This window comes from Bacillus sp. FSL R7-0646, from assembly GCF_037969865.1.
Classification (GTDB): domain Bacteria; phylum Bacillota; class Bacilli; order Bacillales; family Bacillaceae; genus Bacillus; species Bacillus licheniformis.
Map to the genome: position 1 here is coordinate 3,077,559 of NZ_CP150217.1, position 19,523 is coordinate 3,097,081.

The window sequence follows — 19,523 nt, forward strand, 5'->3', positions numbered from 1 at the left end:
AGGTGGCCGCAGTGTCTTTTCTGCAAGTTCAGGATGTCACACATACTTACTTTTCATTGAAGGAAAAAACAGCGGCGCTGGAAAACGTCAGCATTGAAGTCGAAAAAGGCGAATTTGTTTCGTTTCTCGGCCCAAGCGGATGCGGCAAAACAACGCTTTTATCGATCATCGCCGGCATCGTTTCCCCCACGGAAGGACGCGTCTTGGTTGAAGGGCGCACACCTGATGGAAAGGATCGGCACATCGGTTATATGCTCCAGCAGGATTATTTATTTCCCTGGAAAACCATTGAGGAAAACGTCTTAATCGGTTTGCACATTTCCAAAAAACTAGGCCCGGAAACGAAGGAAACCGCTCTCGGCCTGCTGAAAAAATTCGGGCTTTACGAGGTTGAAAAAAAGTATCCAAAAGAGCTCTCGGGCGGCATGAGGCAAAGGGCGGCGCTTGCCCGCACTCTCGCTGTCGACCCCGATATCCTTCTGCTTGATGAACCTTTTTCAGCCCTTGACTATCAGACAAAATTGAACCTCGAAGATTTAGTGTTCAACACGTTAAAGACGTATCAAAAAACAGCGGTGCTCGTGACCCATGATATCGGTGAAGCGATAGCGATGAGCGACCGGATTCTGCTATTTTCAAAGCAGCCGGGCACTATCCATAAAACATTTGCCGTTCCTGAACCGATCAGGAAGCTGACACCGTTTGAAGCGAGGCAGGAACCGGAATTTCAGCCCCTCTTTCAGAACATATGGAAGGAGCTCAATGACCTTGAACAACAAACATCCGAAACCAAAAGTTGACTTCCTTCATGAGGCTTTTTTAAAGGAGCAGCAGGCCGAAAAAAGGCGGGTCCGCTTTTTTCAAATCGCGATTTTCATCGTTTTCTTTTCGCTGTGGGAAACCGCAAGCCGTCTGGCATGGATCGATCCGCTGATCTTCAGCTCTCCTTCAGCCGTCTGGGCGCTTTTCCTCGAAAAAATGGGAGACGGATCATTGCCGGGACATATCGGTGTAACCGTATTTGAAACCATCCTCGGCTTCCTGGCCGGAACATTGCTTGGAACTTTTCTAGCCGCCCTCTTATGGTGGTTCCCGAGGCTCTCCAAAATATTAGATCCGTATCTTGTCGTCTTAAATGCGATGCCGAAAGTGGCGCTGGGTCCCATTCTCATCGTTGCGATCGGCCCCAGCTTGACGAGCATTATTGCAATGGGCGCCATCATCAGCGTTATCATTACGACTATCGTCGTCTATACGTCCTTTCAAGAAATTGATGAAAACTATTTAAAAGTGATGAAAACATTCGGCGCTACGAAACGCGAGATTTTCAAAGAAGTCATTTTGCCCGCTTCCATTCCGACGATCATATCTACACTGAAGGTCAATGTCGGCTTGAGCTGGGTCGGTGTCATCGTAGGAGAATTTTTAGTATCGGCTCAAGGCCTCGGCTATATGATCATCTACGGCTTTCAAGTCTTTAATTTCAACCTCGTCATGCTGAGCCTCCTGATCATCGCCGTCTTCGCAACATTGATGTATCAAGGTGTCGAGCTGTTGGAAAGAAAGTGGATGAAAGGCAGAGTATAACATGAAAAAACCCTGCAAATGCAGGGCTTTTTATTTGATGATGCCGGCCTTTTTCAGCTTTTCAAGACTGATCGTCAGGACGGAATCTTTCATAATAAAACTGTAATTTTTGTTTTTTGCGATATCCTTCGGGAGGCTCTTCAGCAAAACAGGACCATTCGTCTCATAGTACGTCTGCTGTTTTTCTATCTTTTCGATATCGGCAAAATAAATATTTTTGACGATCACTTTCTCCCTGCCAAGAACTTTATATTGTCCGAGATAGGTCAGCTTTCTTACGACAGCGCCCGTTTCTTCCTTCACTTCCCGCAAAGCCGCTTCCTCAGCGTTTTCGCTCGGTTCGACTTTGCCGCCGGGGAATTCACGGCCCCTGTCCTTATGATTTGTCAGCAGCCATTGATCCTCGTAACGGCAGATCACCCATACATGCTTTGGTTCTTTTGAAAAAGGTTCCTTCTCAAAAGAAAGCTGAACCGTATTACGGTAAAAATCTTTAAATTCGTACATCCTAATCCCTCTTATCCGTTTCCTTGCTTCTTCCACTCATCATATCATATATTGGTTCTTTCGGTAGAGTTTTTGTCCAGTTCAGTTCAGTAATTTTATCGTTCCCTAAAGAACTTCATTGTCCATTCCTGAGTGAGAAGGCGGCAAGGCTGGATGACTCCGCGCCTGCGGGCGCTTTTCAAAAGCAGCATTTTTTAATCTGCTGAATTGAGTTCGGCAAGGCCGTTTTCACTGATAAATGACTTGGTTTCTTCATTGCCCAGACGGTAAAGCATCGAGTAAATGTCTTTGCGCAGTTCGTCCATTTTATCATTTGCACTGTCATTGTGATATTCGACCGCAGGCACGTGAGCTCTGAAAAAGTTGACCCAGTCTTCTGAATACAGCTGATCAAAATATTCCCTTAAAATGATGATGTCATCATCTGTCGCCGAAATTTGAAATTCCCACGGGGAAGCGTCAGAGCTCTGCGAAATCATTCCATCTTGCACCGAAACATAGTATGTCTTTTTTTCCAAAGCCAATCATCCTTTTTCGTGTTAGTATGACCAGTTGTTTTAAAATGTTACGGCTTTCCCCGGAGTTTTTCCTTTATGGTATTTAAAATGTCCAATAACATCTGCGGCACGGGGATTCCTAACGAATGAGCCGTGCTCACGATTTGAAACGCTTCATATAAAATATAAAACATAATAGAAAAATCGCGGATCGAACTGCCTGTTTGCAGCATTTGATCAAAAAGGTGGGCAACGGATATCAGAAAGAGCGTAACCAATTTTTTCGCCAGCCTTGTAAACAGCCTCTTAATTGTAAATCGATCTTCCACACATTCGTTCAAGCTTTTGCTGACAAATTCAATGCCCATCAGCGTAATTAAGATCATAAATAAATATTCGATTCGGCCAAACAAAAATCCGATGGCCGATAAACCAATTGTAAAGAGCGAAAAGATGCTTAAGTCCTTAAACATATGCTTCAACATCCTTTCAAAAAAGACTTTTCATAGCTTATCCTATGAAAAAAGACTTTGAAAGGCTTGGATGAATTGTTTGACAATTTCTAAAAAAGGCTTTAAAAAGAACGAAAACACAAAAAAGCTCAGGCATTGCCCGAGCTTTTCCTTACCCTAAGTAGGCTTTCAGCATCCAGTTGTGTTTTTCGATCGATTGATGAATCGCGAGCAGCATGTCTCCCGTCGTTTCATCGTTGACTTCATCGGCAAGCTCCATTCCGCTTTTCAGCTCCTCAGCCACCGTTAAAAAGTCATTATAAATATTTTGCACCATTTGTTCAGCAGACTCGCTTCCGTCCGCTTCTTTAATCGCGGACATTTCCAGGCATTCCTTCATCGTTCCGACCGGAGAGCCCTGTATGGCCAATAGGCGTTCAGCCAAATCATCGATATGCTCTGCCGCTTCTGTGTAAAGCTCTTCGAATTTTTCATGCAGCGTAAAGAAATCTTTCCCTTTCACATACCAATGATAATTATGTAGCTTCACATATAGAACGGTCCAGTTCGCGACTTGTTTGTTGACGGTTGCTTTCAATTTTTCAGACATTAGATCGTCCTCCTTTTCGTTTACTTTTGATTTACCCGTTTAGCTTGTGCAGGAAACATTTCTTTTACTCTTTATCATGATTTTCTTTGCCTGATATGGTAAACTGTTGGAAAAAGCTATTCGGAGGTAAGTGATGATCCTCTTTTGGATTATTGTAGGAATTCTGATCACCGGCGCCGTTCTGTCCATATCGCTTGTCACAACATCAAAAGCTTATGACTTCAAGCATGAAGTCGATCCCCTCCCGTCGCGGGAAGAAGAACAGCCCCATCAATGATGGTGGGCTTCTTCTTTTTCATCTTCATCGGTCTCATCCGTCGCTTTCCCTACTTTAATGTCTGCAACAGGCATTGTATGCTGTTTTTTCGCCGTGACATGGACTTGGACTTTGTAATGGCCGTCTTCAGGAAACGCTTTTTCCATGCTGTATACGCCTTTTCCCTCATTCTTCGCTTTGATTAGCTCGCTATCTTCCTTGCTCCCGGCCTTCCAGCATTCAAACTCCACCTCATCGGCATCTGCAACCGGCTCTTCCCCGTAGAGGACGGTCGCTTTTATGACAGCCTTTTCATTTTTGGCCGCCGATTCAGGCGCCGCCAGTTTTGCCGTCAGCACTTTGGGCTCCTCATCCGATGCCGCCTGCTTGTCCCCCTGGCTGCAGGCGGAAAGACCGACCGCTAAACATAAGAGAATGAACCATTTTCCAAAACGCATCCTATCACCCTTCTTCTATGATATGTATTACAATATAAAGTGTAGCAAAGTTCAGGGATAAATGGCATTATTTTCTTTGTGAACAAAAAATGAAAACCGGCTCTCTTATGAGCCGGTTTTTTTCAATCATTTTACCCAAACACCTTGAGCAGGTCTTCTTTATTTTGCGAAAGCCAAAAACGCATCATGCGCTTTGCGCCTTCAAGATCGTGAAGCTTTGCCTGGCCGCACTGTTTTTCGTTAGCCGCAGGAATTTCAGTCACTTCAACGGCTTCTTTGAACGTATCCTCAAGCAAATCAACGATTTCTTCCACTTTCGGCTCACCGCTTACCACCAGGTAATAGCCCGTTTGGCAGCCCATCGGCGAAATGTCGATAATATCAAAGTGGTCATATTTTTCCGCATATGTGCGGATTGTAAATGCAAGAAGGTGCTCTAAAGTATGAATCGTATCAGGTTTCATTGCCTGTTTATTCGGCTGGCAAAAACGGATGTCAAACTTGTTGACGACGCCGTCCGTTCCCACTTTGTGGACGCCGCAGTGTCTGACATAAGGCGCTTTTACCGCATTATGGTCAAGCTCAAAACTTTCAACTGAAGGCATGGTTCCTCTCTCCCCTCTAATCGGTCTTTTTGTATTATATCATACTTTACCGATAAGTTTTCAGGTGAATGCTTTTCCTTTTTATGCGTTTTTTGCTTATATTATAATAAGATCAAAACAAAAAAGGTGCGAAAAACATGAAAACCGTATTCCTGCTGCTCATCCGCTTTTATCAAAAATGGATATCACCGGCTCTTCCGCCGACCTGCCGTTTTTATCCGACATGCTCCAATTACGGTCTTGAAGCGATCGAAAAGCACGGCGCATTTAAAGGCGGATGGCTCACCATCAAGCGGATTCTAAAATGCCATCCGTTTCATCCCGGCGGAATAGATCCCGTTCCGGAAAAAAAGCAAAAGGATTAGCGCTCTTCCGGATATCCGTTGACAATGAGATCCAGTCTGCCTGTTTCCGGATCAATGACAAGTCCGTGAACAGGTACTTCCTCCGGCATCAGCGGATGGTTCCGAATAACGCTTACACTGTCCCTGACGCTGTCCTCTACAGAATCAAAGCTTTTCAGCCATTGTTCAAAATCGACGCCGGAGTACTCAAGCGTTTCAATCCGTTCTTTTGGAATGCCGCGCTTGACGACTTTGTCCAAAAAGCTGTCGCAGCTCAGCTTGCTCATGCCGCAGTCATAATGGCCGATCACGCATACTTCATCAGCGTTCAGTTCGTATACCGCAACGAGAATGCTCCGCATAATACTTCCGAAAGGATGAGCCACGAGTGCGCCCGCGCTCTTAACGATCTTCACGTCTCCGTTCCGCATATTCATGGCATGAGGAAGCAGCTCGACAAGCCTTGTGTCCATGCAAGACAGAATCACCATTCTTTTATCGGGAAACTTGCTTGTTTGATATTTTTGATAGTCCTGCCGTTCAACAAACTGTTGATTGAACTGTAGAATATTATCCAAAAGTTTCATGGCTCATTTCCTTTCTAAACGCTTTTTATATCTAAATATAACATATTTCTTGTATTTTTTTCACAAGTCCAGTAAGATTTCCTTTGTGCAAATCGAAACAATTACGTTTTAAGGAAGGTGAAAAACATGAAGGAAAACCTGATTCCGGTCACTGTTTTAAGCGGTTATCTTGGGTCCGGGAAAACGACGCTGCTGCAGCATGTCCTGCATGAAGCGCACGGCTTGAAAATCGCCGTGATCGTCAATGATATGAGCGAGATTAATATCGACGGCTCCCTCGTGAAAAAAGGTGACCTCATCCGCACGGATGAAAAGCTTGTCGAAATGCAGAACGGCTGCATTTGCTGTACGCTGAGAGACGATCTGCTCATCGAAGTCAAAAAGCTGGCGGAGAACGGCGGAATCGATTATATTCTCATTGAATCTTCCGGTATCAGCGAGCCGATTCCCGTCGCCCAAACCTTTACGTACAAAGATGAGGAGCTGAATATTGATTTAGGCAAATATTGCAGGCTTGATACAATGGTCACCGTCGTCGACGGCAGCCGTTTTTTTGAGGACTTCGCTTCGGGCGAGAGCCTATTGGAACGGAAGCAGGCGGCAGATGAAACGGACAGCCGGGAAGTGGCCGACCTTTTAATTGAGCAAATTGAATTTGCCGATGTCCTCATTTTGAATAAAACTGATTTACTCAATGAAGAAGAGCAGGAAAAGCTGTTCTGGTCCCTGAGAAAACTGAATCCGGACTGCGGAATCATTTCTGCGGCATTCGCAAAAGTGCCGCTTTCGGCCATCATGAATACGAAATCGTTCGATTTTGAAAAAGCAAGTCAATCAGCGGGATGGATCAAAGAGCTGAATGAAGAGCACACACCTGAAACAGAGGAATTCGGAATCTCTTCTTTCGTCTATCAAAAGCAAAGGCCTTTCCATCCTGAAAGACTGAAGCGCTGGCTTGAAAACTGGCCGCCGCAAATTATCAGAGCAAAAGGCTTCTTCTGGCTTGCTTCTCGAAATGACACAGCAGGCCTTCTGTCCCAGGCAGGCTCTTCCCTGATGATCCAAAGCGCGGGCCCCTGGATTGCAGCGTCTACCGAGGAAGAACAAAAGCTCGCGTTTGAAGAGGACCCTAATTTGAAAGCGGACTGGGATGAAACATACGGAGACCGGAAAACGGAAATCGTTTTTATCGGCATTGACATGAATCAGGAAGACATTATCCGCTCCCTGGATCAGACCCTTCTTACAGATAAAGAAATGAATTCAGACTGGTCGGCCTTACTTGATTCACTGCCTGAGTATATTTAACTATCATTTCCTCTTTTCAAATCGTAATTATTACGATACAATGATACAGGACCATTAAATCGGAACCATTTCAGTTTTACATTGAGAGGAGAAATACCATGAAAAAAACATTCGGAATAGCATCTGCATTCATTCTTGCTGCCGGATTAACAGCGGGTTGCTCAAGCAATGGAGCTTCCAGTGAACAAAAAGAAAATAAAGACACGCTGGACATCTATACAACCATTTATCCGCTTGAAGACTTCACCAAAAAGATCGGCGGAGAATATGTGAACGTTAAAAGTGTTTACCCGCCAAACGTTGAAGCGCACACTTACGAGCCAAGCTCAAAAACGATGGCGGAAATTTCCGACTCGGATGCCTTTATATACTCTGGAGTCGGTGTTGAAGGATTCGCAGACAAAGCTGTAAGCACACTTAAAAACAGCGACGTCAAAATCGTCAAAGCCGGGGAGGGCATTGACCTTCTGTCACGTGAAGAAGAAGGCGAACATGATGAGCATGCACATGGAGAAGAACACGAACACGGAGAAGCCGAAGGCCACGATCATCATCACGACCATGGAGATCATGACCCGCACGCATGGCTTGATCCTGTCCTTGCTGAAAAAATGGCCGAAAACATTAAAGACCAACTCGTAAAATTAGAACCTGAACACGAAAAAACGTTTACGAAAAACTATGAGTCATTAAAAAAAGACTTGGAGCAGCTTGACAAAGACTTCAAACAAACAGTCGACAAAGCTGATAAAAAAGAAATTCTCGTCTCACATGCCGCCTACGGCTACTGGGAAAAACGCTACGGCATTAAGCAGATAAGCGTTCTCGGCCTTTCGCCTACTGAGGAACCTTCACAAAAGCAGCTTGAAAACATTGTTAAAACAGCGAAAGAACATAATATTAAATATATCATTTTTGAAAGCAATGTCAGCAGCAAAATCTCCGAGATCATCAAAAAAGAAATCGGAGCGGAAAGTCTGACGATGAAAAACCTTGAATCTGTAACAAAAGAAGACATTGAAAGCGGCAAAGATTATACCGCCATCATGAAAGAAAACCTGGACGTCTTGAAAAAAGCTTTATCAAGCAAATAACAGAGAACAAGCGCATGAGATGTCATGCGCTTGTTTTTTAAATGGACGAAAAAAAAGGCCGGAAACATCCGGTCTTTTTAATTTATTAATCCATATTAAATCTTTTCTTGAACTGTTCGACCCTTCCGCCTCTTTCATTGAATTTCTGTCTTCCGGTATAAAACGGATGGGTATCAGAGCTCACCTCAACTTTTATAACGGGATACGTCTTGCCGTCTTCCCACTCGGCCGTCTCATCGGAAGTTTTAGTTGAGCGGCTTAAAAAACGGTACCCGCTGTTTACATCCTGAAAGATCACTTGATAAGTTTTCGGATGAATATTTGGTTTCATATGCCATTCCTCCTATCAAAACGTAATAATTACGTTTTATTATATGCCTTTCAAATCCCTGTGTCAAAAATGAATGTTCATTTGCCATACTTAATCCCTTTATCCATTTTAACCTCCTACAGGAAGAATAATCTAAAAAAGGCGGTAAACAATAAAAAGCAAAATGGTGTAAATGAAAGGTGGTTTTCCGGATGAATGACTTGATTTTTGCAAGAAGCCTTTTCGGAACAACGATGGGATTCCATATTATTTTTGCCTCGCTCGGTGTCGGAATTCCTTTGATGATTTTGCTGGCCGAGCTGATCTATCAAAGAACGAAAGATCCCCACTACGCCATTATGGCCAAAAGATGGACGAAGGCGCAGGCCGTGTTGCTCGGGGTCGCCATACCGACCGGAACCATTGCCGGCACGCAGCTAGCCCTGCTCTGGCCGGGATTCATGGAAGTGATCGGAAAAGTCATGTCCCTTCCATTTCAAATTGAAATCTACGCCTTTTTTATTGAGGCTTTATTTATGTCCATTTATGTTTACGCAGCCGATCGGCTGACTCCACTTATGAGAATTACAGCCGTCATTTTTATCGTTATCGGAGCAGCCGCATCGGCCATCTTGATTACAAATGTGCACGCTTTTCAGGGAACGCCAGAAGGCTTCAAAATTGTAAACGGTGAAATTACGGATGTTCAGCCGTGGACGGCGTTCTTCAACAAAAGCTTTGTGGCCACAGCAGGACATGTTGTCGTCTCCGCTTTTATGACAGGTGCGTTTATTATTGCGACGATAGCCGCCTACAAAATGCTCCGAAACCGCGGCGATGATAGAGTCTACGCCCTTCATAGGAAAGCGCTGCTGCTCGGGCTGATTGTCGGAGGAGCGTTTTCTCTGGTCACGGCTCTGAGCGGGCACGAATCCGCACAGCTACTTCACCGCTACCAGCCTGAAAAACTGGCGGGCGCAGAAGGGCTGTTTGAAACCCAGTCCCATGCTCCTCTTGCGATCGGCGGATTTACTGATGAAAAGACGCAATCGGTGAAATGGGCGATTGAGATTCCGTGGGCTTTAAGCTTTTTGGCCGACAACCGCTTTGACACCGTCGTAAAAGGGCTGAATGACTTTCCAAGGGATGAGTGGCCTCCCCTGTTCATTCATACCTTATTTAACGGCATGGTTTTTATCGGCAGCCTTTTGATTGTTTATGCCGCTGTGGGTTTTATTTGGAGAAAAGTCATGAAAAAAGACCGCTTTCCCCGCTGGATGCTGGCCGTGTTCATAACCGGCGGCCCGCTCGCATTGCTCGCAATCGAACTTGGCTGGGTATTCGCTTGCACCGGAAGGCAGCCTTGGGTCATTTACCATATGCAGAAAACGTCGGAAGTAGTGACCACCTCCGGCTCGATCGGCATATTGTTTCTTTTGTTCTTTATCGTCTATATCATTTTAGGAGCAGCGGTGGTGTTCGTATTGCAATATTACTTTAAACGCCATCCTGTCGAAGAGGACTTAAAAAGCAGCTGAATGCACAAAAAAAACAGAAGGGAAGTCATATGATGCAACTGGATGGAACAACAGATGCCCTGCTGGCTATTTCGATCGTCTGGGGATTTATATTTATATACGCCGTTATGGCGTCGATGGATTTTGGAGCGGGATTTTGGTCGATGATTTATATGAACAAAAAACAGCTGAAAGCAACCAATATTGCAAACCGCTATCTTTCTCCGACCTGGGAAGTAACCAATGTTTTCATCGTCGGAATCGTCGTAGCCCTTTTCAGCTTTTTCCCGGGCGGCACTTTTGTGCTGGGGACTGTGCTTTTGATTCCCGGCAGCATCATTTTATTGCTTTTGGCGATTCGAAGCGGATTTTTGGTCTTCTCCCACGCTGCAAAAGATTATGAAAGGGCGCTGACTTACGTTTCAGGGATCAGCGGCTTTATCATTCCGGCTGTTTTAATCCTTGTCTTGCCTGTGACACACGGCAATTTCGTATACCAGGTAGACGGAAGCCACCAATTGGACTTTGTCAATTTGTTTTTAAGCCCTCATGCCTATTCTTTTATGGGCTTCGCCATTTTCAGTACGCTGTTTCTGTCTTCACTGCTGCTGGCTGATTTTTCAAATGTAGCCGGAGAAAAAGACGCGTATCAGGTCTACCGCCGAAACGCTTTAATTACCGGGCCGCTCGCACTGCTCATGTCGTTCAGCATCATGATGACCATGAGGACGGAAGCCAGCTGGCTTTATACAAAAATGATGGACGGGCTTCCATGGCTGATTTTATCGTTTTTGCTGTTTCTCGTCGCATTTGCGGCTCTGTTTCTGCCAAACAGACATAACAGCGACCGGCTGGGAAAGCCGCGCCTGGCTGTCATCGCCATTACGCTGCAGTATTTTACGGCGAGCTATGTGTACGGGAGGGCGCACCTTCCTTACATGGTCTATCCTGATGTCACGATTCAATCGGGCTTCACCGCACCGGAGACATTCAGGGCGCTGTTCATCTCCTACATCGTCGGTTTTATTATTTTATTCCCCGGCTTTTATTATTTCTGGAAATTGTTCATGAAGGACAAGCGGTACATCAAACAGCATGAATAAGGTTAAGCTAAATGTGTACAACTTTTAAAGGGGGCCCAAACTAAATGGAGCAAAAAATACTGTGTGAAGTCAGCAACTGCACCTATTGGGAAGAGGGTAACAAATGCACAGCCGACGCCATCTATGTCGTCAGCCATGCTGAAGGTGAAAAAGCTTCTAATAGTGAAGAAACGGATTGCAAAACCTTTAAACCTGAACATCATTAAAACGGATGAATGAAGGAGGGACAGTCGTGAATAAAGAGTCGCTGTTACAGGCTTTTTATCAGGAAATCCACGGGGCGGATGAAACCGCATTTCAAAAAGCCGCCCGCTCCTTCATGAACTTATGGGATTATGAATACGGCTGTCTCGACGGGCTGCCGGATCAAGCGGACCGGGTGATCGGACAGATCGTGCACGAAGATTTGCTTTTGGGCGATTAAAGGAAAGGGCTGTCATAAAGGCAGCTCTTTTTATGTTAAAAAAACCGGCTAGAAAGCCGGTCCAAACGAGAAGGGAATAATGTACAGCTTTAATATACATGAGAGGCCGCCTATTTAACAAAGCTTGAAAATCTGGAAATCGGCGTTTAAAACAGCCTTTACTGCTTAAAAACGTCTATTTTAGATGAATTCTTTCTTAAAATATGAGTATCGACTTCAAATCCCATTCCCGGTAAGGTTGGAACCTGAATATAGCCGCCCTCGATCCGGATTTCCGGTTTTACGATATCCTCTTCCCAATACCTTGAGGATGAAGAAAGATCCCCGGGAATCAAAAACTGCGGAAGAGAACTCAGTGCAAGATTATGGGCTCTTGAAATGCCGGTTTCAAACATGCCGCCGCACCAGACAGGCATTTGATGTTCTTTGCAGATGTCGTGGATTTTCAGAGCTTCTGTCAAACCGCCGACTCGGGACGGCTTTATATTGATAATTTTGCAGCTGCCGAGCTCAATTGCCTTTCGCGCATCAGCAGCCGAACGGATGCTTTCGTCAAGACAAATTGATGTTTTGATATGTTTTTGCAGATGGCGGTGGTCAACGATATCATCATCAGCCAGCGGCTGTTCGATCATCATTAATTTAAATGCGTCAAGCTCTTTAATCCGGCTGATGTCTTTTAATTCATAAGAAGAGTTGGCATCTGCCATCAGCGGCACCTTCGGAAAATGCCGGCGTATTTCTTTTAAAAGCTCTATATCCTGCCCGGGCTGAATTTTGATTTTTATTCTTTGATATCCTTCTTTTACATATTGTTCAATTTCCTGAAGCATATCATCCAATGGGGCAAGACCGACGACGACTCCGGCAGGAACTTCTGTTTTTACTCCGCCCAGCGCCTCTCTTAAAGAGATCCCTTTTTTCCTGGCGTAAATGTCCCAAAAGGCGGCTTCAAGGCCGGCCTTTGCCATTCGGTTGCCTTTGAATCCGCGAAGCGCCTCGGGCACTTCGGAAGGGTGTGTGAATGATTCGCGCAGCACAGCCGGAATCAAAAAATCTTTGAGCATGTGGTAGCATGTCTCCGTTGTTTCTTCGGTGTACCACGGAGATGAAAAAGCGGATACTTCCCCCCAGCCTGTCACACCTTCTTGATCAGCAGCTTCAACGATGATAAACTTGCGATCCTGAAAGGTTTCCAAGCTTGATTTAAAAGGCTTTTTCAGCCGCATGCTGAGATGGTACAATGTCAGCTGTTTGATTTGAATCATGGCGCTCTCCCTCTACAATTTATGTCTCATCAGTTTATTTGAAGCATTTCTCGGCAGCCTATCGACAAAATGAAATGCTTTAGGCACTTTATATGAAGCAAGCCGTTCTTTGCAAAATTCGCTCAGCTCCTCTTCATCAACGGGGCTGTCGGCGACGAGATAGGCGTGGGGAACCTTTCCCCAAGTTTTGTCATCGACTCCTTTCACCCCCGCTTCCGCGACATTGGGGTGTGACAGAAGAACGGCCTCGACTTCAGCCGGATAGATGTTTTCTCCTCCTGATATGATTAAGTCTGAACGCCTGTCCAGCACATATAAAAATCCGTCATCGTCAAAATACCCGATATCACCGGTTTTAAACCAGCCGTCATTGAATGAGTCTTTATTTGCCGCCTCATTTTTCAAGTAGCCCTTCATAACGGTCGGCCCTTTTACGGTTATTTCACCATGTTCTCCGGGTTGGCATTCCGTTCCGTTCTTTTCGATTTTGATGCTTGATGCAAACAGCGGTTTGCCGGCTGAACCGAGCTTTTCAATCGAGTATTCCGGGGCGAGGGTCGCAATCTGTGAGCACGTTTCAGTCATTCCGTACGACTGTACGACGGGCAGCCGCTTTCTTTTGCATTCCTCAAGGAGAGAAAGCGGTGCTGGCCCTCCGCCCAATAACAGGCACCTTAATGATCCGGGGCATCTGTCGACTTTTGCCGCAAGCCTCGACAGCATCGTCTGAACGACCGATGCAATCGTTACTTGCTGGTCTTTGATCGAACGAAGAACTTCTTCCGCGTCAAACCTTTGATGCAAAACGACAGTCATTCCGTAAATGACCGATTTAAAAAGCGCCGATAAGCCGCTGATATGGAAAAGCGGCAAGGCGATCAGCCAGCGGTCGTGTTCTTGGAGCCCCAAATTCAAGGCGGATGAAACCGCGCTGAAATAATGGTTTGCAAATGTCTGCATAACCCCTTTCGGCCGTCCGGTCGTTCCAGACGTATACATGATTGTTGCCGCATCGTCCAAATGAATGCTTTCGATTTCTGTAACCGGCGGGCAAGCGGCGTTTTGAACGTCTTCAATGTCAACAGCGCGAGCCGGCTGTCCCCCTCTATGCTCTTCTATGAAAGGCTTCTCTGTAAGCAATAGCTTTGCTTCAGAATGTTCAATTTGATATGATCGTTCGGCCATTGACAGCTTCGTATTCAGCAAAACGATGCGAACGCCGAGAAGAAAGCAGGCATGGACGGCGATGACCATCTCCATCCGGTTTGTGAGAAGTAAAGCCGCTGTATCCCCATTCTTCAGACCAAAGCTCTTCAGCCGGCTGGCCGTTTTTTTTGCTTCATGAAATAATTGAATAAAAGTCAGCTTGTGATCTCCCTGAATCACAGCCATCCTGTCAGGTGTCAGTTCTGCTCGCTGTTTAAGCCAATTCGGATGGTCCATCAGCATATCATCATCTCCAAAAAATGTCTTGAATGATAAAAGAAACAGCTCAGTCGCACCAAGCTGTTTCTCTCTTCCGATTTTTAAGGAAAACGCGGGAACTGTCCGAAGTCTGGACGGCGTTTTTCTTTAAACGCATCGCGGCCTTCTTTCGCTTCATCTGTTGTGTAATAAAGCAGTGTCGCATCTCCGGCAAACTGCTGGATGCCGGCAAGCCCGTCCGTATCGGCGTTAAAGGCCGCTTTAAGGAATCTGAGTGCTGTCGGGCTTTTCTCAAGCATTTCTTCACACCATTTAATCGTTTCTTCTTCAAGCTTTTCAAGCGGTACAACCGTATTGACAAGGCCCATTTCTTTTGCTTCCTGAGCGTTGTACTGACGGCACAGGTACCAGATTTCGCGCGCTTTTTTATGTCCGACGATACGCGCCAGATAGCCTGATCCGTAGCCCGCATCAAAGCTGCCGACTTTCGGCCCTGTTTGTCCGAAAATCGCGTTGTCCGCAGCAATCGTCAAATCGCATACGACGTGGAGCACATGGCCGCCGCCGATCGCATAGCCTGACACCATCGCTACAACAGGCTTCGGAATGACGCGGATCAGCCGCTGAAGATCAAGCACATTCAAACGCGGAATCTCGTCTTCACCGACATAGCCTCCGTGTCCCCTTACTTTCTGGTCTCCTCCTGAACAGAACGCTTTATCCCCGGCACCTGCAAGGATAATGACACCGATATTGGCATCATCCCGCGCATATGCAAACGCATCGATCAGTTCTGAAACCGTTTTTGGACGAAATGCGTTATGTACCTCAGGGCGATTGATCGTGATTTTGGCGATGCCGTTATATGTTTCATATAATACATCTTCGTATTGACGTTCGCTTTTCCATTCTACAGTCATTGATGTGTACCTCCTACTTTAAAATAAACTCACTTACTATTCTACCAAAAAAATCGGGCTCTTCCACATGAACCGCATGACCGGTATGTTCAACAATCTCGAGGCGGGCGGCTGGAATCCGCTTTGCCATGCTTTCATTGATGGCGACAAATTTCTGATCCAGGCTTCCCGCGATGAGAAGCACCGGATAATTGATCCCGCTCAGTTTGTTCCACCAAGACGGCTGTGATCCGGTCCCCATTCCGATTAAGCTGCCTCGAAGGCCGATCGGATTGTTGTTCAGACGTTCTTCGCGCACTTTTTTTCTTTTTGAAGGGTCCATTGAAAGCTGGGATGCAAACAGCGGAATGCCTTCCCAATAATCTACGAAAGACTTGATTCCTTCTTCAAGTATCCGCCTGCTGAGCCGGCTGTCCTGCTCCCTGCGCGCTTTTCTTTCTTCAGGCGAATCAAGCCCCGGAGAACTGCTCTCCAGCACAAGACCGGACACACGCTCGGGGTGAATCATCGCCAAGGATAAGGCAAGCCGGCCGCCCATTGAATAACCGATGAGGTAAGCCTGTTTTACATTTAAACGATCAAAAATTTCGATGAGATCCGCTGCCTGCTTCTCTGTTGTGTAGCGCCGGCTGTCCGATGGCGAGTCGGTTCCGCCGTGTCCGAGCAGATTCAGCTTGATCAGACGCATCCCCTGAAAATAGCCGTCTATCCCGTCCCATGTGGCCGCGCTTCCTGTAAAGCCATGCAAAAACACCGCCGTTTTTTCTGCAGACAGGCCATTGTCTTCAATTTTATAGGAAACGCCGTCTTTCAGTGTCAATTTCAAAACGGCCACTCTTTTCTTATTTCATGCAGCGCGGAATCAAGCATCCGGCGATGCTGCTCCACACGATCATCGCGCTTCGTTTTCACCTCAATGATATCCAAGCCGCGGCGGTTGACGGAGGATAAATACGCATCGGCAAAATGTGCGGATGATTCAGGGCATATATAGCGTCCCCCATACAGCTTGGCAGCATGCTCGAATTCGAGACCCGTCGGCGTTCCGAACAAGAGCTCGAAGTACCTTTCTTCAGCAGATTGGGGAAGAAATGAGAAAATGCCGCCGCCATCATTGTTGACGAGAACGACAGTCAGCGGAATATCGAGCGTTTTGCTGACGAGGAGGCCGTTTAAGTCGTGATAAAATGACAGATCGCCGATGACAAGGGTTACCGGTTCTTTCGTTGCGGCATATATGCCCAGCGCCGTTGAGACAACACCGTCTATCCCGTTCGCCCCTCTATTGGCAAAAATCCGGAAGGTCCGTTCCTGATTTTCAAAAAATGTGTCCGCATCGCGGATCGGCATGCTGTTTCCGACAAACACGGAGCTGTTGTCCGGAATCAAATGCTGAAGGTTCCGGTAGATATTTCCTTCAAAGGTAAGATCCTCAGCTTCAAGATTTCTTAAAAGAGCGCGGAAGCGGCTGTTGGCAAACCGCCACTTCTCAAGCCAGTTGCCTGTCCTATTTTCTGAATTGACAGCGGAATCCGCAAGAACAGCAATCTCCTCTTCCGTGCAATGCAGCATATGTGCGCTGAGCTGAGTCGGATCGCGCCATCCTCCATCTGGATCAACGACGATTTGCCTAATGCTCGGATTTTGCTTCAGCAGCTGAAAAAGCGGCTTGGAAACCGGCATCGCACCGAAGCGGATGACAAGCTCAGGCATGAGCTCGCGTTTCAGCTGTTCTTCTTTCAATAATGAGTCGTATGCATCGATAATGGTTTCTTTTGAATGGGTGCCGTTTCTCAAGTTTGAGAGCGGGTCAGCCAAAATTGGGTATTCTGTTGCCTGTGAAAGAGCTACAATATGTTCTTTTGCATCATCATCTTGCAGCTCTCCGCAGACGATTACGCCTTTTTCGGTCTCTTTAATCAGAGCACTCAGCGCTACAAGCTCATGCCGATCAGCACGGAAGCGGCCGCTTTCAACCGTCACATGACTGCCGCTTCTCAGCCTTTGAAAAGGTTCATCCTCAAGGTTCGGCATGAGCGGCTCTCTCAGCGGAAAGTTGATATGCACGGGCCCGCGCGGCGCTTTTTTGGCTTCTCCGGCTGCACGTGCTGCCAAAGACCGGATGTACGCCAGCATGTCAGGATGACTGTCAGGCAAAGCCGAGTCTGTGAAAAACTTAACAAAGTTTCCGAATAAGAATTGCTGATCAATCGCCTGAGGTGCTCCTACTTCTCTCAGTTCATGCGGCCGATCAGCCGTTAAGATCATAAGCGGTATTCTAGAATAATGAGCCTCGATCACAGCCGGGTAGAAATTCGCTGCAGCCGTCCCGGATGTACAGATCAATGCGACTGGCTTCCGCATTGCCTTTGCCATGCCCATTGCAAAAAAAGCAGCGGATCTTTCATCCACATGGATATGAACATTGATGTCCGGATGACTCGCGGCCAAAATCGCAAGGGGCGTCGATCTTGATCCCGGGCAGATGACCGCTTCTGTCACGCCTGCAAGGGAAAGCTCATCAATAAAATTCCCTATATATTTTGTAATCGGATTTTCAGTCAACGGATATCGCCTCCAAGAGCAGACAGCATCGGCTTCATCTTAATTTGTGTTTCTCCGTATTCCATAAGAGGATCGGAATCAGCCACAACCCCGCAGCCGGCGAAAATTCTGGCCGCATTTGAATCGATAAGTCCCGACCTGATCGCCACCGCGAATTCCCCATTGCCGGACATGTCGATCCAGCCCGCCGGTGCCGCATACCAGCCCCTTGACATCGGTTCCAACTCCCTGATAACCTCAATCGCTTTTTGCTGTGGTGCTCCTCCGAGCGCAGGAGTTGGGTGAAGCTTCTCGATTAAATCAAAAATCGAGGACTCCGCATTCATTTTGCCGACAATCGGCGTATACAAATGCTGCACATTTTTTGTTTTGTAAAGTCCCGGCTTGGCCGGCTTTTTGATATTGCTGCAATTTGACAAAAGCGCCTGATGAATCATATTGACGACAATGTCATGTTCGATTAGATTTTTTTCATCGTTTAACAGCTCAAGACCGAGCATCCGGTCTTCCTGCTCACTTTCGCCTCTCTTGATTGAACCGGCGAGGCAGGTCGACAGAACGTTCTCTCCGTCTTTTTTGACAAGACGTTCCGGAGACGCGCCCACAAAACTTTTGCCGTTTTCTTCAATGGCGAATATATAGCTCGTTTTTTGTTCAGACATCAGATTGAATAATACTCTGTGAAGTTCGACAGGCTGATCGAACGTTAAAAGGATCTCTCTGGCGAGCACGACTTTATCGTACTTCCCGTTTTTAATGTCGTCTGTCGCCCTCCGGACCGCTTCAAGCCATTCAGGAACATCAAGCTCTTCCTTGGCGGTATATTGCGTATGACCTTTTTCCGGATAACGGGAATCGTCCGCCTTGGTCAGCTGTGAAGCAGCGCCCTTTATTTCTTCAAGTACTTTGCGCACGTCTTCTTCAGGAGTCTTCCATCTATTGACCGTTATGAATGTTTCCTCTCCGTCCTGTGTCAGCATAGCGGCGGGAATAAAAAAAGCGCCTTCCTGGTAGCCGTTCCAATGCTGCTTGCGATCTTCCAGCGGATCAAATGAAAAACCGCCAAACAGCAATGGCCCCACCGCTGCCTGACCTCTGCTTTGATCTTCATGAAAGTGATAGGTTTTCTCTTTTAAGCGCTCCCATTTTTCATGTACAGCCTGATAACGTCCGGCATCCTTCAGATCTGTGGAAACCGATATTTCCTTTCCCAGCCCGACAAGCGTCAGCCCGCCGTCCGGATCAGACCAGAAGAACCGTTCCCCGGCAAATTGTTCTTTCCCGTTTATGAAAAAGGAAAGAGCATCTATGCTCTCAATTTTTCTGGAATAGCTTATTAAAACAGCATGGTTGACTTTTTTGACGATGTTTAATGCTTCAGGCGCTTCCTTGAGGAAAGTGCGCTGCACTGTTGTCACCATGATACATTCCTCCAAAATCCGTAAAATGCTTTTATAACCATACACCTGTGAACGGTATGTGTCAACAAAACGACACTTTATTAACAACTGCCACCACCTATTATAAACGTAATCGGCCGATTGAAAAAGACAAGGTCATTTATTATTTTCGAATTGCAGGACGGCCGCTTTTTTTCTAACAATATCACCCATTATATTGACACCTTTTTTAACTTTTTCTAAACTTAGTATGGACGTGTACGTATTAAAACTAAAGGAGTCATAC

24 protein-coding genes are annotated in these 19,523 nt (G+C 46.2%); 10 read left to right on the plus strand and 14 right to left on the minus strand.

Translation table 11 applies throughout. From position 1 onward, the window contains the following. The first annotated feature begins 11 nt into the window (after positions 1 to 11). Both MKY62_RS15955 and MKY62_RS15960 read left to right on the plus strand, forming a co-directional pair. Positions 12 to 800, plus strand: coding sequence for an ABC transporter ATP-binding protein (locus tag MKY62_RS15955; protein ID WP_003184598.1), 789 nt, complete (start codon positions 12 to 14; stop codon positions 798 to 800). Continuing rightward, positions 763 to 1,587 (plus strand): ABC transporter permease, encoded by an 825-nt coding sequence (locus tag MKY62_RS15960; protein WP_009329424.1) that lies wholly within the window; start codon positions 763 to 765, stop codon positions 1,585 to 1,587. The genes MKY62_RS15955 and MKY62_RS15960 overlap by 38 nt, the downstream gene beginning before the upstream one ends. Positions 1,588 to 1,617: 30 nt before the next feature. Here the strand turns inward: MKY62_RS15960 and ytkD are convergent, their stop codons facing one another. From ytkD to MKY62_RS15980, 4 genes are all read right to left on the minus strand, one after another. Beyond that, entirely contained in the window at positions 1,618 to 2,094 is a 477-nt protein-coding gene (ytkD, locus tag MKY62_RS15965; RefSeq protein ID WP_003184602.1) for an RNA deprotection pyrophosphohydrolase, read from the minus strand. Positions 2,095 to 2,288: 194 nt separating this feature from the next. Further along, a complete protein-coding gene (locus tag MKY62_RS15970; RefSeq protein WP_003184604.1) occupies positions 2,289 to 2,612 on the minus strand; it encodes a hypothetical protein in 324 nt (107 codons plus the stop codon). Positions 2,613 to 2,659: 47 nt separating this feature from the next. Beyond that, positions 2,660 to 3,064 (minus strand): phage holin family protein, encoded by a 405-nt coding sequence (locus tag MKY62_RS15975; protein WP_003184607.1) that lies wholly within the window; start codon positions 3,062 to 3,064, stop codon positions 2,660 to 2,662. 151 nt (positions 3,065 to 3,215) lie between these two features. Next, positions 3,216 to 3,653 (minus strand): Dps family protein, encoded by a 438-nt coding sequence (locus tag MKY62_RS15980; RefSeq protein WP_003184609.1) that lies wholly within the window; start codon positions 3,651 to 3,653, stop codon positions 3,216 to 3,218. Positions 3,654 to 3,786: 133 nt separating this feature from the next. Between MKY62_RS15980 and ytzI the strand changes: the two genes are divergently transcribed. Beyond that, positions 3,787 to 3,930 (plus strand): YtzI protein, encoded by a 144-nt coding sequence (ytzI, locus tag MKY62_RS15985; RefSeq protein WP_003184611.1) that lies wholly within the window; start codon positions 3,787 to 3,789, stop codon positions 3,928 to 3,930. On the opposite strand, the gene MKY62_RS15990 is transcribed toward ytzI, so the two are convergent. Then, a complete protein-coding gene (locus tag MKY62_RS15990; RefSeq protein ID WP_003184613.1) occupies positions 3,924 to 4,367 on the minus strand; it encodes a FixH family protein in 444 nt (147 codons plus the stop codon). The two genes, ytzI and MKY62_RS15990, sit on opposite strands and share 7 nt — an antisense overlap. A gap of 131 nt (positions 4,368 to 4,498) precedes the next feature. Beyond that, positions 4,499 to 4,972: an S-ribosylhomocysteine lyase gene (locus tag MKY62_RS15995; RefSeq protein WP_003184615.1), complete on the minus strand. Its 474-nt coding sequence runs from the start codon at positions 4,970 to 4,972 to the stop codon at positions 4,499 to 4,501. Positions 4,973 to 5,109: 137 nt separating this feature from the next. Here MKY62_RS15995 and yidD point away from each other — a divergent pair, with 137 nt between their 5' ends. Continuing rightward, positions 5,110 to 5,337, plus strand: a complete 228-nt coding sequence (yidD, locus tag MKY62_RS16000; protein WP_003184617.1) for a membrane protein insertion efficiency factor YidD — start codon at positions 5,110 to 5,112, stop codon at positions 5,335 to 5,337. Here the strand turns inward: yidD and MKY62_RS16005 are convergent. Continuing rightward, positions 5,334 to 5,903, minus strand: a complete 570-nt coding sequence (locus MKY62_RS16005) for a carbonic anhydrase (protein WP_003184618.1) — start codon at positions 5,901 to 5,903, stop codon at positions 5,334 to 5,336. The two genes, yidD and MKY62_RS16005, sit on opposite strands and share 4 nt — an antisense overlap. 126 nt (positions 5,904 to 6,029) lie before the next feature. Between MKY62_RS16005 and MKY62_RS16010 the strand changes: the two genes are divergently transcribed. Together MKY62_RS16010 and MKY62_RS16015 are read left to right on the plus strand one after the other, a co-directional pair. Then, positions 6,030 to 7,211, plus strand: a complete 1,182-nt coding sequence (locus tag MKY62_RS16010; RefSeq protein WP_003184620.1) for a GTP-binding protein — start codon at positions 6,030 to 6,032, stop codon at positions 7,209 to 7,211. A gap of 98 nt (positions 7,212 to 7,309) precedes the next feature. Further along, positions 7,310 to 8,305, plus strand: a complete 996-nt coding sequence (locus MKY62_RS16015; protein WP_003184622.1) for a zinc ABC transporter substrate-binding protein — start codon at positions 7,310 to 7,312, stop codon at positions 8,303 to 8,305. Positions 8,306 to 8,390: 85 nt separating this feature from the next. Here the strand turns inward: MKY62_RS16015 and MKY62_RS16020 are convergent, their stop codons facing one another. After that, the gene (locus tag MKY62_RS16020) at positions 8,391 to 8,636 is read right to left on the minus strand and encodes a type B 50S ribosomal protein L31 (protein ID WP_003184624.1); all 246 of its coding nucleotides are present in this window, start codon (positions 8,634 to 8,636) and stop codon (positions 8,391 to 8,393) included. Positions 8,637 to 8,827: 191 nt separating this feature from the next. Here MKY62_RS16020 and MKY62_RS16025 point away from each other — a divergent pair, with 191 nt between their 5' ends. Genes MKY62_RS16025 through MKY62_RS16040 form a run of 4 tightly spaced genes read left to right on the plus strand, consistent with a single transcriptional unit; the run spans position 8,828 to position 11,659 of the window. After that, complete coding sequence (locus MKY62_RS16025) at positions 8,828 to 10,153, plus strand: cytochrome ubiquinol oxidase subunit I (RefSeq protein WP_003184626.1); 1,326 nt, start codon at positions 8,828 to 8,830, stop codon at positions 10,151 to 10,153. 38 nt (positions 10,154 to 10,191) lie between these two features. Then, positions 10,192 to 11,235, plus strand: coding sequence for a cytochrome d ubiquinol oxidase subunit II (locus tag MKY62_RS16030; protein ID WP_025806211.1), 1,044 nt, complete (start codon positions 10,192 to 10,194; stop codon positions 11,233 to 11,235). 44 nt (positions 11,236 to 11,279) lie between these two features. Beyond that, positions 11,280 to 11,441 carry a DUF1540 domain-containing protein gene (locus MKY62_RS16035; protein WP_003184630.1) on the plus strand — a complete coding sequence of 54 codons (162 nt, stop codon included), beginning with the start codon at positions 11,280 to 11,282 and terminating at the stop codon, positions 11,439 to 11,441. 26 nt (positions 11,442 to 11,467) lie between these two features. Then, the gene (locus MKY62_RS16040) at positions 11,468 to 11,659 is read left to right on the plus strand and encodes a hypothetical protein (protein ID WP_003184632.1); all 192 of its coding nucleotides are present in this window, start codon (positions 11,468 to 11,470) and stop codon (positions 11,657 to 11,659) included. A 158-nt stretch (positions 11,660 to 11,817) separates the two neighbouring features. On the opposite strand, the gene menC is transcribed toward MKY62_RS16040, so the two are convergent. From menC to MKY62_RS16070, 6 genes are all read right to left on the minus strand, one after another. After that, positions 11,818 to 12,927, minus strand: a complete 1,110-nt coding sequence (gene menC / locus MKY62_RS16045; RefSeq protein ID WP_009329428.1) for an o-succinylbenzoate synthase — start codon at positions 12,925 to 12,927, stop codon at positions 11,818 to 11,820. A gap of 12 nt (positions 12,928 to 12,939) precedes the next feature. Next, on the minus strand, positions 12,940 to 14,376 hold the full coding sequence (locus MKY62_RS16050) for an o-succinylbenzoate--CoA ligase (protein WP_003184634.1): 1,437 nt from the start codon (positions 14,374 to 14,376) through the stop codon (positions 12,940 to 12,942). Between the two features lie 77 nt (positions 14,377 to 14,453). Then, complete coding sequence (gene menB, locus MKY62_RS16055; protein ID WP_003184637.1) at positions 14,454 to 15,272, minus strand: 1,4-dihydroxy-2-naphthoyl-CoA synthase; 819 nt, start codon at positions 15,270 to 15,272, stop codon at positions 14,454 to 14,456. A gap of 13 nt (positions 15,273 to 15,285) precedes the next feature. After that, on the minus strand, positions 15,286 to 16,107 hold the full coding sequence (gene menH / locus MKY62_RS16060; protein ID WP_009329430.1) for a 2-succinyl-6-hydroxy-2,4-cyclohexadiene-1-carboxylate synthase: 822 nt from the start codon (positions 16,105 to 16,107) through the stop codon (positions 15,286 to 15,288). Next, complete coding sequence (gene menD, locus MKY62_RS16065) at positions 16,095 to 17,837, minus strand: 2-succinyl-5-enolpyruvyl-6-hydroxy-3-cyclohexene-1-carboxylic-acid synthase (RefSeq protein WP_003184641.1); 1,743 nt, start codon at positions 17,835 to 17,837, stop codon at positions 16,095 to 16,097. The genes menH and menD overlap by 13 nt, the downstream gene beginning before the upstream one ends. Beyond that, positions 17,834 to 19,258: an isochorismate synthase MenF gene (locus tag MKY62_RS16070; RefSeq protein ID WP_003184644.1), complete on the minus strand. Its 1,425-nt coding sequence runs from the start codon at positions 19,256 to 19,258 to the stop codon at positions 17,834 to 17,836. The genes menD and MKY62_RS16070 overlap by 4 nt, the downstream gene beginning before the upstream one ends. Positions 19,259 to 19,523 lie beyond the last annotated feature (265 nt).